We start from the raw sequence: 15,494 nt of genomic DNA on the forward strand, positions 1-15,494 counted from the left end.
TCTGCCGCCAAAAAGAAAACGGCGGGTCCCGAGGAGCCCGCCGCGAAGTGATGAAGCAGAGATGACGACCGGGATCAGAACTTGACCGAGGTCGAGATAAAGAACCGCTGCCCCAGCGCGTCATACGTGTTGGTGAAGCTGTTCTGCTGGGAACCGATCATGGTGTCGGGCAGCATCGGCGGCTGCTTGTCGAACAGGTTGGTGACGCCGGCCGACACGGAGACACCCTCGACAACCTCATACGAACCGGACAGATCGAACAGGTTGTAGGAACCCACCTTCGGATAGACCAGCGTGGTGGGGTTGGTACCGAACAGGATGGCGTCGTTCTTCCAGGAACCGATATAGTTCCACTGCACCGTCGCCGTCAGCGGGCCGCTCTGATAGGTGAAGGTCGTGGTGGCCTTCCATTCCGGGATCGGCTCGCCGCAAATGTTCTGACCGCCATAGCCAGCGCACTTGTAGATCGTGCCGTTGACAGCCGGCTGCACATCGAACTTGTCACGCCAGGCAACATCCGTCTTCACGCGGAACTGACCATCACCATCGATGGTCAGGCTTTCGGGCAGATCCTGGCGCCAGGTCAGCCCGATATCAACACCGGAGGTCTTCAGACCGGCATTGTTGACCGTCGGGACCTGCACGATGGCCAGATAGCCATCGCCAGTACGGGTGATGGCTTGGCAGGTGGCGCTCTGCAGGTTCTTATTGACGAAGCAGTCGCGAACCACACCGGCAGCGCCGCCACCGAAGCCGCCGATGGCGTCTTCCAGCTTGATCTGCCACCAGTCAACCGTGGCGGTCAGTTCCGGCAGGAACTGCGGCTGCAGGACGGCACCGATGGTCCAGGTCTTGGACTGTTCCTCGGTCAGATTAAAGCCCGCGACGGCCGCACCCTGTGTCAGCTGCTGGAACTGGGTCGGACGGGCATTGTTGAAGGCCGTGGTCCCAACGCTGGCCGCCGGAACACCCTGGCTGCGGCAGAAGGCCGCGTCATAGTTCGAAGCCGTGGAGAGCAGGCAGGGGTCAACCGTGGAATTCAGGGTCGGGAAGCCAACGGCACCACCCTGATACAGCTCCAGAACGTTCGGCGCACGGATAGCCGACTGGAACTGACCGCGGAAGCCGACATCCTTGATCGGCGACCATTCAAGGCCGGCCTTCCAGGTCTGGACGGCACCGACGGAGGAATAGTCAGAGTAGCGGACAGCGGCTTCCGCCGACAGGTTCTCAAAGAACGGCTGATCGGTCACGAGCGGAATATAGGTTTCGGCGAAACCTTCCCAGACGTCGAACGAACCGGCGGACGACAGGGCCGGGTTGAAGCCCAAAATGTCGCCCGTGCGGATGCTGTCATCCACGCGGTCGGAATACTTGTTCTTGCGCCATTCACCACCGAACGCCACACCCACATCACCGGCCGGCAGCTCGAACAGGTTACCGCTGATAGCACCGTTCCAGACCTGCTGCTCAAATTCCTGCACGCGATTGGTATCGGTGCGGATGTACTTGGCGGCGGCTTCGCTGATGCGGCCCGGACCGAAGATATCGATGGGCACGCAACCGGCGGCACGGGCCGTGGCGTCAACGCAGATCGCGGCACCGGAAGCATCGCGGGTAGCATTCAGGGCCTGACGCAAGCGGGCCGACGAGACGTCGTTGCGGACAACCACGTCGCGGGTCACGCGACCGAACGTGAAATAGGTGTCATAGGTGAAGCCAGCGAACAGATCGCCCTTGATACCGGTCGTGCTGTTGAAGGCGTTCTGGTTGTTGTCCTGCTGACGGGCACCCAGTTCCATCATACGGCGGGACAGGGCGTTGGCCGTCGTGATGCTGGCATAGTCGTTGGCGGTAAAGCCGGCCGGTGCCACAAAGGTCGGGTCGGCCGAAGCCGGATACAGGGCACGCAACTGGGCGACTGTCTGGGCCGTCAGCAGCGGGTTGGTCAGGTTGATGCGGATCGGCGGCACGCCGGGACGCGGCTGCGGGATAACAGCCGGCGTTTCAGCCAGCTGCAGCGGCACGCGGTTGGTGACGAAGTTGAACTCTTCGTAAACCTTGAAGTTCTCATTGAACTCATGGTTACCCAACGCGAACAGCGACAGGCGCTCCTGCGGGACGCGCAGATAGTTCACGGGCGAGAAATTGTACAGGTCACCGGCGCTGGTGGCAGTACGGGTGCTGTCGAACGGACGCGGCACACCATTGCTGTCCCAGGTGAGAACCGTCGTGCCACGGGCCAGACGGCCACCCGGTGCCGTGGACGAACCGCTGAACAGGATGGTGGGTACGCCATTGACGACGCCTTCGGTGATCGCTTGCTTGGAATAGTCACGATCGCCGGCCATGACCTCGTCGCGCTTATTATATTCAGCGAACAGGGTCAGGTTGGACTTTCCGTCTTCAGAACCCGTACCAATGGTCAGGTTAACGTTGCGCTCCTTGCCGTCGCCTTCCTTGGTGACGCCGTAGCGGGCGCTGGCCTGCGCACCACGGAAATCATCCTTGAGGATGAAGTTCACGACGCCGGCGATGGCGTCCGAACCGTACACGGCCGACGCGCCACCGGTCAGGACCTGCACCTGCTTAATCAGCGATGCCGGAACGTTGTTCAGATCGACGGTGCCCTGACCGTTAGTGGGAATATAGCGGCGGCCATTCACAAGCACCAGGGTGCGGGTGGCACCGATACCACGCAGATCGACGGTGGCCGAACCGTTACCACCATTGTTGGAGAAGGCACCAAGCGCCGGAATGATCTGCGGCAGTTCGTTCAGCACGCTGTCAACAGTGGCGGCACCGGCCTGCTCAAAGGCAGCGGCATCGACGACCGTGACGGGGCTGGAGCTGGTCAGTTCCGGGCGCGCGATGCGCGAACCGGTCACAACGATTTCCTCAAGCTGCAGTTCCTGTGCGCCGGCGATGCCGGTCGCGGCCAGACCAATGGCGGCACCCAACAGCAGGCCCCGCTGGAAACGGCGCGACGCACGCCCTTGAACCATCTTCATCGTTAATCCCTCTCCGGATTGCTGGGGCCTGCCGTCTTATGTCTATCGGCATAGACCCAATGGACTTCGCAACATGGCGCACCCATTCGACAGTGCAATAGCCGGCAAGACGTGTAACTATTTTGTAGATTTCATGTTGCACAGAAGCAACTTAACTTGATATTGAATAGTTAATATTTATTAACACTTCAAATACTATCTTAAATATTTCAATGTTTCTTTTTGGAATTTTTATATTTTTCTAGGAAACACTTTAAAAGACAGAAGCGTATTTCCAAAAAAATCACTATAAAATTTTCATTGATACATTTTGATACATTTTGGAAAAACTATACAAACGCTTTGGGATAGATCCCCTAGCATAGGCCATTTGATTGAGCTCAATTAGGATTTGTTAATAATTCATTTCATATTTGTAACGGCGATGGATGGGGCACTCGTGCTGCGTCCACATCTGACTTCTGCAGATCTCTCCCGATCAACGCTACCACCTATCCCAAATCCCAACATGTCTGCAGATTGATGCGAATCATCATGGGCAACGCGCGTCCACCGCATGCATAGGAACGAATAAGGGCGGCCTACCAAAGGCCGCCCTTCAAACCGCTGAATATATAGTAATCCCCTTACTTCGGGGCCATGCGAATGGCGCCATCCAGGCGAATGGTCTCGCCATTGATCATGCTGTTGGCAATGATGTGAAGGGCCAGGGAAGCATACTCTTCCGGCTTGCCGAGACGGGACGGGAACGGCACCTGTTTGCCTAGACTATCCTGCGCCTCCTGCGGCAGACCCAGCATCATCGGCGTCAGGAAGATGCCGGGCGCAATGGTGACGACACGAATGCCACTGCGGGCCAGTTCGCGGGCGGCTGGCAGGGTCAGGGCATGAACGCCGCCCTTGGAAGCGCCATAAGCCGCCTGCCCGATCTGCCCGTCAAAGGCCGCAACCGATGCGGTGTTGATGATCACGCCACGTTCACCATCCGCGGTCACCGGCTCCAGACCCTGCATGCCAGCAGCAGCCAGACGCAACATGTTGAAAGTGCCGATCAGGTTGACCTCGATCACCTTGCGGAACAGGTCCAGGTCGTGCGGGCCATCTCGACCGACAATCTTGGCGGGCGGTGCGATGCCGGCACAGTTGACAGCGATACGGGCCGGGCCGTGGGCAGCAGCAGCAGTAGCGACGGCAGCCTGCGCGCTGTCGGCGCTGGTCACATCACACTTGACCGCGATGCCGCCAATCTCCGTCGCGACAGCATTGGCTGCATCCAGATTGACATCCAGCAGCGCCACCTTGGCGCCACCTGCCGCCAACGCGCGTGCCGTTGCGGCCCCCAGGCCGGAACCACCGCCGCTGATGATCGCGGATACGCCCTTGATGTCCATCTCTTCACTCCCTTGCCATCTTTCGGGGCCGACCTGCCCGCTTATCGGATCACGCACTATCCCAGTGCAAAGCCGCACGGGCAATTTGGAACTTCGAACAGTGGAGGTGCATGAATCCCCGCACCTCTAGAGCAGGCGACAGAATCAAAAAGGGGCGACCCTTTACAGGACCGCCCCTCTTCTGTCTAAAACAGATCGCAACCGGATCAGGCGCCGGGTGCCGCCTGACTGGCACGGTCGGAATAGATGTAGAGCGGCTTGGCGCGGCCCTCCACCACTTCTTTATTGACAACAATCTCCTCAACACCCGTCAGGCCCGGCAGGTCATACATGGGATCAAGCAGAATGCTCTCCATGATGGACCGCAGACCACGCGCACCGGTCTTACGCTCGATCGCCTTGCGCGAGATGGCGCGCAACGCCTCCTCATGCACGGTCAGCTTCACGTCTTCCATCTCGAACAGACGCTGATACTGCTTGACCAGGGCGTTCTTCGGCTTGGACAGGATCTCGATCAGGGCGGCTTCGTCCAGATCGTGCAGCGTCGCCAGGACCGGCAGACGACCCACGAATTCGGGAATCAGACCGAACTTCAGCAGATCTTCCGGTTCCACCTCGCGCAGGACGTCGCCCATGCGGCGTTCATCGGGGCCACGGACATCGGCACCGAAGCCAATGGACGTACCCTTGCCGCGCGCAGCAATGATCTTCTCCAGGCCGGCAAAGGCACCGCCGCAGATGAACAGGATGTTTGTCGTGTCCACCTGCAGGAATTCCTGCTGCGGATGCTTACGCCCGCCCTGCGGTGGCACGGAGGCGACCGTTCCTTCCATGATCTTCAGCAGGGCCTGCTGCACGCCCTCACCCGACACGTCACGGGTGATGGACGGGTTGTCAGACTTGCGGCTGATCTTGTCGACCTCGTCGATATAAACGATCCCGCGCTGCGCCCGTTCGACATTGTAGTCGGCGGACTGAAGCAGCTTCAGAATAATGTTCTCGACGTCCTCGCCCACATAACCGGCTTCGGTCAGGGTCGTGGCGTCGGCCATGGTGAAGGGCACGTCGATGATACGGGCCAGCGTCTGGGCCAGCAGCGTCTTGCCCGAACCGGTCGGACCGACCAGCAGGATGTTCGACTTGGCCAGTTCCACATCATTGTGCTTCGCGCCATGCGCCAAGCGCTTGTAGTGATTATGCACGGCCACGGACAGCACGCGTTTGGCATGCTCCTGACCGATCACATAATCATCCAGCACCGTGCTGATATCGCGCGGGGACGGCACACCGTCGCGGGACTTCACCAGCGTGGTCTTGTTTTCCTCGCGGATGATGTCCATGCACAGCTCGACGCATTCATCGCAGATGAACACGGTGGGGCCGGCAATGAGCTTGCGCACCTCGTGCTGGCTCTTTCCGCAGAAGGAGCAGTAGAGGGTATTCTTGCTGTCGCCGCCGGTCGACTTGGTCATTTGCGCTCCGTACATCACCGGATGGCGCATGGAAGGTGGCCCGGCTGGCCCCCGACCGATACGCCCCAACACCCCCTGCGGGATGCCTGCTTCAGGGGGCGTCCTTGCCTTCTCCGGTTCCCGGCACATCCCAGCAACGGGAGGCGGAACCCCAGGGCTGACAATGACGCCCTCTCACACCTATTCAACAACAGCAGAAGCGGCGGGATCAATATATACTTGTTCGCCACCGCCTCCGCTTTAAGCCACCTGGGTAAGACCACCCGGACGGCCAGCGATCACCTCATCGATGATCCCGAAGGCCTTGGCCTCCTCCGGGCTCATGAACTTGTCACGTTCCACAGCCTTTTCAATGACATCCAGGCTCTGGCCCGTGTGCTTCACGAAAATATCGTTCAGCGTTTCACGCAGGCGGAGGATTTCCTGGGCCTGAATCTCAATGTCAGCAGCCTGACCCTGCGCACCGCCCGAGGGCTGGTGGATCATGATTCGGCTGTTGGGCAGCGAGAAACGCTTGCCCTTGGCACCACCGGCCAGCAGCAGGGCACCCATGGAAGAGGCCTGGCCCATACAGATGGTCGCCACGGGGCAGCGGATATACTGCATCGTGTCATAAATCGCCAACCCGGCCGTCACGTAACCACCCGGCGAGTTGATGTAGAAGGAGATTTCCTTGGTCGGATTCTCCGCTTCCAGGAACAGAAGCTGGGCACAGACCAAGCTGGCCACGGCATCGTTCACGCCACCGACCAGGAAAATGATCCGTTCCTTCAGGAGGCGGGAGTAGATGTCGTATGCCCGTTCGCCGCGGTTGGTCTGCTCGACCACCATGGGAACCAGCGCGTTCATCTGCGGTTCAATCATGATCCCTGCTTCGCTCCTAACCAGAAGCCGCGGGGTCCTGGATTGGCCCCCGCGGTACTTTATGACTGCCTCAGGCGGCGGCCACTTCGTCTTCGTCCGGATCGCGCATCAGCTCTTCAACCGACACGGTCACTTCGTTCACCTTAACGGTTCCGAGGACGAAGTCGACAACCTTATCCTCGTAAATCGGCGCGCGGAGGCTTTCAACGGCCTGCGGGTTCTTCTGGAAGAACTCGAAAACCTGCTGCTCCTGGCCCGGATAACGACGAACCTCGTCGAACATTGCCTTCTGCAGCTCCTCACGCGTAACAGTGATATTGTTACGACGACCGATTTCGGAAAGGAGCAAGCCCAGACGAACACGCCGGACAGCAATGTCGCGATACTCGGCCTTCAGGTCGTCCTCGCTCTTGCCTTCGTCCTCGGCGTCCGCACCACCGCGGGCCAGTTCTTCCTGCAAACGCTTCCAGATCTGCTCGAACTCGATCTCGACCATGCCGACCGGGACGTCGAAACTGTGCAGCTCGGCCAGCTTGTCCAGCAGGGCGCGCTTGGCGCGCAGACGCGACGTCTGGCCATATTCGCCTTCGGTGCGCTCCTTGATGGCGGCCTTCAGGGCTTCCATATCGTCAAAGCCGAAGGTCTTGGCCAGATCGTCATTCAGCTCCGCATCCTTACCGACGCGGATTTCCTTGACCTTGACCTCGAAGACAGCGGCCTTACCGGCCAGCTCGGCAGCGTGATATTCAGCCGGGAACGAGACATTGACGGTGACATCGCTGCCGGCCTTGGCACCGACCAGCTGGTCCTCGAAGCCGGGGATGAAGGAACCGGAGCCCAGCTCCAGCTCGTAATCGTCACCCTTCATGCCGGGGCGCTTCTCGCCATCGACGGAACCGTCGAAATCGATCAGCAGGATATCGCCGGTAACGGCAGCGCGGTCTTCATCGACCTTCTCGGTCGTGCGGCGGCCCTTGGACAGACGGCCCAGGGCTTCCGTCACGGTGTCGTCGGCGACGGCGGCCACCGGCTTCTCAATCTCGACGGCGGACAAGTCCGCCGGCTCGATCTCGGGCAGCAGCTCAACCTGCACGGCGAATTCCAGGTCCTGACCCGGATCGAACTTCAGCACTTCAATCTTGGGCTGCAGGGCCGGACGCAGGTTGTTGTCGGAGACGGCCTGCTGGGCGCCGTCATTGACTGCGGCTTCCAGAACTTCGCCCATGACCGACTGGCCATAGCGCTGCTTCAGGATCGGCATCGGGACCTTGCCGGGACGGAAGCCCGGGATCTTCACGGTCTTGCCGACCTCGGTCAGCCGGGTCTGCACCCGCGATTCGATATCCTGGGCCGTGATGACGACCTTGAAGTCGCGGCGGAGGCCTTCAGCGCTGGTCTCGGTGATCTGCATGGGACGAAATGCCTGTCTTCTGTCTGTTCGCCCCAGCCCCCTCTGCCATTACAGGGACCGAAGCTCCCGCGGGTGGGCCGGATTTCCGGCTTCCGCGGTGGGTTGCGGGTCAAAACTCAAAACTCATGGTGCGGGCGAAGGGACTTGAACCCCCACGTCTTTCGACACTGGAACCTAAATCCAGCGCGTCTACCATTCCGCCACGCCCGCCCGTCAGGCAAACCGTCAGGCCGCCCGTGGGAGCGCACCGTATAGCAAGCTGATTGAGGCTCGCCAAGCCCGGAATCTGCCGGGGCAGTCGTGCCGGCAACAAAGGTGCTCCGGCTATTCCAGCAGCACCCGCGCAGCGGCGTCGACAATGGCGTCAGCATCCAGGCGCAGAGCAGCGTAAAGGTCGGGCAGGTCGCCTGATTGACCGAACGTCTCCACCCCCAACGCTGCCACCTTATGCCCCTTCACCCCGCCCAGCCAGGACAGGGCGGACGGGTGACCATCGGTGATGGTGACCAGCCGTGCCGTCGCCGAAAGCGCCGACAACAACCGTTCCACCGGCGCAACAGCCCCCTGCCCCGCCTGCCGTGCCCGCCGGGCCGCCATCCAGCCCTGATACAGTCGGTCCGCCGAAGTGATAGCCAGCAGACCTGCCCCCGGCACATCCTCCAGCAGCTGCGCATGTGCGGCGAGCGCTTCAGGTGCCAGGGCGCCCATATAGATAAGGCTGAGGTCGGCATCGGGAGCCGGCGGGCGCAGCCAATAGCCGCCATCGACGACCGCAACGTGGTCCAGCGTCCGGGACGGCTGCTCCAGGGTGCGCGTGGACAGGCGCAGATAGAGGCTGCCGCCGTCGGGCTTCTGCATATGCTCAAAGCCCCAACGCATGATGGCGGTCAGTTCATCGACATAGGCAGGTTCGAAGCTGGACAGCTTCGGGAGGCCCATACCGATCAGCGGCGTGGCGATGGATTGATGCGCCCCGCCCTCAGGCGCCAAGGTCACGCCGCTGGGGGTGGCCACCAGCATGAAGCGCGAATCCTGGTAAAGCGCGTAGTTGAAAGCATCCAGCCCGCGCATCACGAACGGATCATAAAGCGTACCCACCGGCAGCAGGCGGGCGCCGAACAGATCATGGCTGAGGCCCAGGGCCGCCAGCATCAGGAACAGATTATGTTCGGCGATCCCCAGTTCGATATGCTGGCCCTGCGGATCGCCCTGCCAGCGTTGCGCTGACACCACCTTCTGTTCCTTGAAGGTGTCGTGCCGCTCATGCCGGTCAAACAGGCCCCGCCGGTTGACCCACGCGCCCAGATTGGTCGATACGGTGACATCGGGACTGGTTGTAACGATGCGTGACGCCAGTTCTGTATCACCCTTGGCCAGTTCGGCCAGGACCTTGCCAAACCCTTCCTGTGTACTCATCCGTTCCGTGATCGAAACGTCCAATCGTTCCGGTATCGGTACAAACCCAGCGGACAGGCGACGTGTTGGGGTGAAGGTGAAGGGCACCTCCTCCGCCAGGAAGCGCTTCAGGTCGTCAATATCCACATCCAGGCCCGCAAACGGTTCCCATTCCTGGCCATCGCTGATGCCGCATTGCGCCTTGAAGGCCGCCATCTGGTCCAGGTTCATCAGGCCGGAATGATTATCCTTGTGCCCCTGGAACGGCAGCCCCATGCCCTTCACCGTATAGGCCACGAAACAGGCCGGGCGTTCGGCATCCGGGTCGTTGGCGGCGGCATGGAATGTATCCAGGATCGTGGGCAGATCATGGCCCGCCAGATTGGTCATCAACCGCGCCAGCATCGCATCATCATGACTGTCCAGCAGCCCCCGGATGCCGCTGGTCGTGCCCAGATCGCGGATCAGCGCCTCACGCCATGCCGCCCCACCCTTGAAGCACAGGGCGGCATAGAGCTGGTTCGGACAGGTGTCGATCCAATGGCGCAGCGCCTCACCGCCCGGTTCCCTGAACGCCGCCTCCAGCAGGCGGCCATATTTCATGATCACCACATTCCAGTCGAGCGACCGGAACATGCCGGTGATCGGCTCCCACAGCTTGTCGGAAACAACGCTATCGAGGCTCTGCCGGTTATAATCAATGATCCACCAGGCATTACGCAGGTCATGCTTCCAGCCCTCCAGCATGGCCTCGAAGACATTGCCCTCGTCCATTTCGGCATCGCCGACCAGCGCCACCATGCGGCCTTCCGGCTGATCCGACAGGCCCTTCAGGCGCACATAATCCTGCACCATGCTGGCAAAGGCCGTGACCGCCACGCCCAGGCCGACGGAACCGGTGGAGAAATCCACATCGTCCGTGTCCTTGGTGCGCGACGGGTAGGATTGGGCGCCACCCAAAGCCCGGAACCGTTCCATCTTCTCCCGCGTCTGACGGCCCATCAGATAGTGGATGGCGTGGAAGACGGGGCTGGCATGGGGCTTCACCGCAACCCGGTCCTGCGGGCGCAGCACATCGAAGAACAAAGCCGTCATCAGGCTGACCATCGAGGCGCTGGACGCCTGATGCCCACCCACCTTCAACCCGTCGCGCGACGGACGCAGATGGTTGGCGTTGTGGATCATCCAGGTGGACAGCCATAGCGCCTTCTTCTCCAGCGCGCGCAGATGCGCCAGACGGCGGTCATCGCGGGCGGCACCGGGGGCGGCGGGGCGGATATCGGGCATGGTGGACGTGTCCCTGGCAGAAGGCATCTGGCCGCCCGCCGCCACCCGCCCGGCAAAAGCCGGCCAAAAGGAAAAGCGCCGACGGAAGACCCGCCCGCGTTTATATCAGCAAACTCGTCTCAGGTGAAACGATCAGCCTGCACATGGACTGCCGAACAGCCGCGTGAAACTATCAACGGTCAGGGTGCGCACCGCCCCCTTGTCGCGGCGCAGGCCGTGCGGGTCTGGGCCATCCACCACGTCATTGCGCGCCACATAGCGCACATGGGGCAGCGGAAAACCGTCCTGTGTTACAGACAATACGCGGGCTGTTTCCACCGTGTTAAAAATCACCCGCTGATAGACGGCACCCGGAACAGGCGCCGCCATTGGTTTGGAACGCTTGAACAACGAAACGCTCATCGCAACGCCCCCCATTTCGGTTCGCCTCGGACTTAAGCCTGCTGCTGGCTGTCCGTTTCCCAAAAGTGGTACCGCCTTTCCGGCATATGGAAATTAACGCATTCATTTTAAGGGCGCAATAAGATGTCACAGAATTTTGCGACTATGTTCCCAGGAATTGTCCGGGATTTTAGGCAAATCAACGAAACTTCATCATCATATTACGGCGCGGATAGGACATCATTCTGGCTATACTGGGCGGCAAAATTAACCGTAGACGTTGCCAACGCGAAACTCAGGAGACGCCCCACAGCCTTCCCTTGCTGACGGCAACAACATTACCGGTCTGATTTTCAAAGATTATTCTGTCGTAGAACAGCAGGCATCGCCTCTGTCAGATCTTCCGCGATCAGGCCCCGGCCGCAATAAAGGCCAGCCGCCCCATGCAGCCAGGCACCGGCGCTGGCGGCATCGAACGGGTCCATTCCCTGCGCCAGCAAAGCCAGGATCAAACCCGCCAGCACATCACCGCTGCCGGCGGTAGCCAGATCGGGCGGGGCATTGTGGTTGATACGAACCCGCCCATCGGGATGGGCGATCACTGTATCCGGTCCTTTCAGCAGGATCACCGCCCCCGACTCCGCCGCCGCACGACGCACACGGTCCAGGCGGGAACCGGGCAACGTGCCGAACAGCCGCACGAACTCCCCCTCATGCGGGGTCAGCACCCAACGGTGATTGAGGCCGGCCTGACGGAGTGTCGGAAGGTCACCCGCAAAACTGCTGAAAACATCGGCATCAAGCACGCCCGCCTTCCCGGCGCGCAGGCTGGCCAGCACGGCGACGTGCAACAGCGGCCCCGTCCCGGCACCCGGCCCCAGCAGAACCGCATTGCGGCGCGGATCGGCCAGCAGTTCCGCAAAGCCGCCCGCATCTGCAATGGGCTGCACAATCAGGCTGGGCATGGACAGGCTGTAGACCAGTTGCGCCGCCGGCTCACAAGCCAGCGTCACCAGCCCGCCACCCATGCGCAGAGCGGCGCGCGCCGACAGCCGTGCCGCCCCCGTCATCACCGTCCCGCCCAGTAACAGGGCATGGCCGCGCTGATACTTGTGTCCGGTGACAGAGGGTCTGGGGAATTGTGACCGCCACAGAATTGGGTGATTAGCCTCGATGGTCGGACGGATACCGGTCAGAACCGTGTCCGGGATGCCAATATCGGCAATGGCCAGCCGCCCAACATGGCCGCGTGCCGGATAAAGGTAATGGGCGGGTTTGGGCCGGAAGAAGCTGACGGTGACGTCTGCGACCGGTGCCGCACCCAGAATCACCCCATCATCGCCATTGATGCCGCTGGGCACATCCACGGCCAGGACCGGTGCGCCCTGCCCCGCCATTGCTTGTGCCAGCGCCCCTGCCTGACCGTCCAATGGACGGTTCAAGCCGGCCCCGAACATCGCATCGATCACCAGGCCGGCACCGGACAGCAGATCCGGCGTTGCCGTCTCAACCGCCCCCGTCCAGGTTTCCGCCGCCCAGGCCGCATCGCCGCGCAGCGCCGAACGGTCACCCAACAGCCCGATTTGAACCGGCCAGCCGGCGGCGGACAGATGCCGGGCCGCCACGAACCCATCGCCCCCATTATTGCCGGGACCGCACAGGACCACGACAGGCCGGGGCCGCCCGCCACACAGAATAATGGCCTCACGCGCCACAGCCACGCCCGCGCGTTCCATCAGCAGGGGGCCGGGAATGCCGGCCTGCATGGCGGCGCGGTCGGCCGCATACATCTGTGCTACGGTCAGGATTTCCTGCGCCATGCCCTGTCTTCCACCTTGGGAGAATGCATGGAACTATTCTGCGCCAGAGCGGCAAAGGCCCGGAAATGAAAAAGGCCGCCCGCAGGCAGCCTTTTTTCCAGTTTCTCCGCAAGCGGAGAATGGGGCGATGGACGGGACTCGAACCCGCGACCACTCGGACCACAACCGAGAGCTCTACCAACTGAGCTACCACCGCCGCCGGAGGCCGCCTTATGCAACAACAGCCCCAGGGCGTCAAGCATTCCTTTCACAAAAAATCGCAAGCCCGCCTTGCTTCGAACAAGCCCTGTAAAGAAGCATCATTCTGCCACCGAACCGGGCGCTTCGCTTGGTTAATGCGCAGATTTTTTGCCTGATGGTTAAAAAATAATCACATATCCGCTTATAAATTAATCAGTTCTCGTAAAAACATGGTCAAATACCAGCGATCCCATGCCCGTCCGAACTGGCATGGGGTATGCTTATAGTATGGCCGCGCCGGTCAAGCAGGTATCAGCACGACCGATGCCGAAATTTGGAGCTGCGGGACGCGATGAAGAAGATTGAAGCGATCATCAAGCCCTTCAAGCTGGATGAGGTGAAGGAAGCCCTCCACGAAGTGGGGATCAAGGGCATCACCGTGACCGAAGCCAAGGGCTTTGGCCGCCAGAAGGGCCATACCGAACTCTACCGGGGGGCCGAATATGTCGTCGACTTCCTGCCCAAGGTGAAGATTGAGGTCGTCATGGATGACAGTCTGGTGGAGCGCGCCGTCGAGGCGATCCAGCAGGCCGCCCATACGGGCCGCATCGGCGACGGCAAGATCTTTGTGACCCCGGTGGAAGAGGTTATCCGCATCCGCACCGGCGAACGCGGCCCCGACGCCATCTGACGTTTTTTTCGGGCATCTCGGCAACATCCGAAGCACCCGAAACCAGGGTACAGAATTTTCTTTCAAATGGTCCTTGGATGGAGTAACGCCACCAACCGGCGGCCCCCCAAGCCCGGGACCGGTTCCTTCCACGACAAACCTCAAACCACGGAAGCAGAGGCTATGTCTGATTTGGCCACGTTCTTCGACCTGATCAAGGAAAACGACGTCAAGTATGTCGATTTCCGCTTCACCGACATCAAGGGGAAGGTTCACCACGTTTCCCAGCATATCTGCACCGTCGATGAAGATCTGCTGACCGACGGCGTCATGTTCGACGGTTCGTCCATCGCCGGCTGGAAGGCGATCAACGAGTCCGACATGACCCTGCTGCCGGACCTGTCGACGGCCGTCATGGACCCGTTCTCGGCCCAGCCGCTGCTGACCGTTCTATGCGACGTGCTGGAGCCGTCCACCCGTCAGCCCTACAGCCGCGACCCGCGCTCCATCGCCAAGGCCGCTGAGCGATACATGGCCTCGGCCGGCATCGGCGACACCGCCTATTTCGGTCCGGAAGCTGAGTTCTTCGTGTTCGACGACGTCAAGTTCGAAGTCTCGATGAACAAGGTCATGTACGAGTTCGACAGTGAAGAAGGTCCGTACAATTCGGGCCGTTCCTACGAAGGCGGCAACCTGGGTCATCGTCCAGCCGTCAAGGGCGGCTATTTCCCGGTGGGTCCGGTCGACAGCGCACAGGATCTGCGCGCCGAGATGCTGACCGTTCTGGCGGAAATGGGCGTCGAGGTGGAGAAGCACCACCACGAAGTGGCCGCTTCGCAGCATGAGCTGGGCGTGAAGTTCGGCACGCTGGTCAAGATGGCCGACGGCATGCAGCTGTTCAAGTATGTGGTCCACAATGTGGCCCATCAGTACGGCAAGACCGCGACCTTCATGCCGAAGCCGGTGTTCGGCGACAATGGTTCGGGCATGCACTGCCACCAGTCGATCTGGAAGGACGGCAAGCCGCTGTTCGCCGGCAACCAGTATGCCGACCTGTCGGAAACCGCCCTGTTCTATATCGGCGGCATCATCAAGCATGCCCGCGCCCTGAACGCCTTCACCAACCCGCTGACCAACAGCTACAAGCGTCTGGTCCCGGGCTATGAGGCGCCGGTGCTGCTGGCCTATTCCAGCCGTAACCGTTCGGCCTCCTGCCGTATCCCGCACGTGTCGAGCCCGAAGGGCAAGCGCGTCGAGGTCCGCTTCCCCGATCCGGGCGCGAACCCCTACCTGGCCTTTGCCGCCATGCTGATGGCCGGTCTGGATGGTATCCAGAACAAGATCCATCCGGGCGAAGCCATGGATAAGAACCTGTACGATCTGCCGCCGGAAGAACTGAAGGAAATCCCGACGGTTTGCCGCTCGCTGCGCGAAGCCCTGGAAAGCCTGAATGCCGACCGTGACTTCCTGAAGAAGGGCGACGTCTTCACCGACGACATGATCGACAGCTTCATTGAACTGAAGATGGAAGAAGTGCTGGCGTTCGAAACCTCGCCGCACCCGATCGAATACAAGATGTACTACAGCGTCTGATGCGTTCGGCTCGGTAACG

10 protein-coding genes and 2 tRNA genes are annotated in these 15,494 nt (G+C 60.9%); 2 read left to right on the top strand and 10 right to left on the bottom strand.

Annotation, left to right across the window (positions count from 1 at the left end):
* Positions 1 to 74: 74 nt before the first annotated feature.
* The 10 genes from ABC729_RS19615 to ABC729_RS19660 form a co-directional block, all read right to left on the bottom strand.
* Positions 75 to 3,011 (bottom strand): TonB-dependent receptor plug domain-containing protein, encoded by a 2,937-nt coding sequence (locus ABC729_RS19615; protein ID WP_495609293.1) that lies wholly within the window; start codon positions 3,009 to 3,011, stop codon positions 75 to 77.
* Between the two features lie 626 nt (positions 3,012 to 3,637).
* Complete coding sequence (locus ABC729_RS19620; RefSeq protein WP_495609294.1) at positions 3,638 to 4,402, bottom strand: SDR family NAD(P)-dependent oxidoreductase; 765 nt, start codon at positions 4,400 to 4,402, stop codon at positions 3,638 to 3,640.
* Positions 4,403 to 4,608: 206 nt separating this feature from the next.
* Positions 4,609 to 5,874, bottom strand: a complete 1,266-nt coding sequence (clpX, locus tag ABC729_RS19625; RefSeq protein ID WP_495609295.1) for an ATP-dependent Clp protease ATP-binding subunit ClpX — start codon at positions 5,872 to 5,874, stop codon at positions 4,609 to 4,611.
* A gap of 240 nt (positions 5,875 to 6,114) precedes the next feature.
* Positions 6,115 to 6,738: an ATP-dependent Clp endopeptidase proteolytic subunit ClpP gene (clpP, locus tag ABC729_RS19630; RefSeq protein WP_495609296.1), complete on the bottom strand. Its 624-nt coding sequence runs from the start codon at positions 6,736 to 6,738 to the stop codon at positions 6,115 to 6,117.
* Positions 6,739 to 6,808: 70 nt separating this feature from the next.
* Positions 6,809 to 8,149 (bottom strand): trigger factor, encoded by a 1,341-nt coding sequence (gene tig, locus ABC729_RS19635; RefSeq protein ID WP_495609297.1) that lies wholly within the window; start codon positions 8,147 to 8,149, stop codon positions 6,809 to 6,811.
* Positions 8,150 to 8,275: 126 nt separating this feature from the next.
* Positions 8,276 to 8,359 (bottom strand) — tRNA-Leu (locus ABC729_RS19640).
* 114 nt (positions 8,360 to 8,473) lie between these two features.
* A complete protein-coding gene (locus ABC729_RS19645) occupies positions 8,474 to 10,831 on the bottom strand; it encodes a thiamine pyrophosphate-binding protein (protein WP_495609298.1) in 2,358 nt (785 codons plus the stop codon).
* A 132-nt stretch (positions 10,832 to 10,963) separates the two neighbouring features.
* Complete coding sequence (locus ABC729_RS19650) at positions 10,964 to 11,233, bottom strand: hypothetical protein (protein ID WP_495609299.1); 270 nt, start codon at positions 11,231 to 11,233, stop codon at positions 10,964 to 10,966.
* A 332-nt stretch (positions 11,234 to 11,565) separates the two neighbouring features.
* Positions 11,566 to 13,032: an NAD(P)H-hydrate dehydratase gene (locus ABC729_RS19655; protein ID WP_495609300.1), complete on the bottom strand. Its 1,467-nt coding sequence runs from the start codon at positions 13,030 to 13,032 to the stop codon at positions 11,566 to 11,568.
* Between the two features lie 120 nt (positions 13,033 to 13,152).
* Positions 13,153 to 13,228: transfer RNA gene (locus ABC729_RS19660), tRNA-His, on the bottom strand.
* A gap of 336 nt (positions 13,229 to 13,564) precedes the next feature.
* Here ABC729_RS19660 and ABC729_RS19665 point away from each other — a divergent pair.
* Together ABC729_RS19665 and glnA are read left to right on the top strand one after the other, a co-directional pair.
* Entirely contained in the window at positions 13,565 to 13,903 is a 339-nt protein-coding gene (locus tag ABC729_RS19665; protein WP_416575147.1) for a P-II family nitrogen regulator, read from the top strand.
* A 162-nt stretch (positions 13,904 to 14,065) separates the two neighbouring features.
* Complete coding sequence (gene glnA / locus ABC729_RS19670) at positions 14,066 to 15,475, top strand: type I glutamate--ammonia ligase (protein ID WP_495609301.1); 1,410 nt, start codon at positions 14,066 to 14,068, stop codon at positions 15,473 to 15,475.
* The last annotated feature ends 19 nt before the right edge of the window (positions 15,476 to 15,494 follow it).

It is taken from the genome of Niveispirillum sp. CC-CTL257, assembly GCF_059489915.1.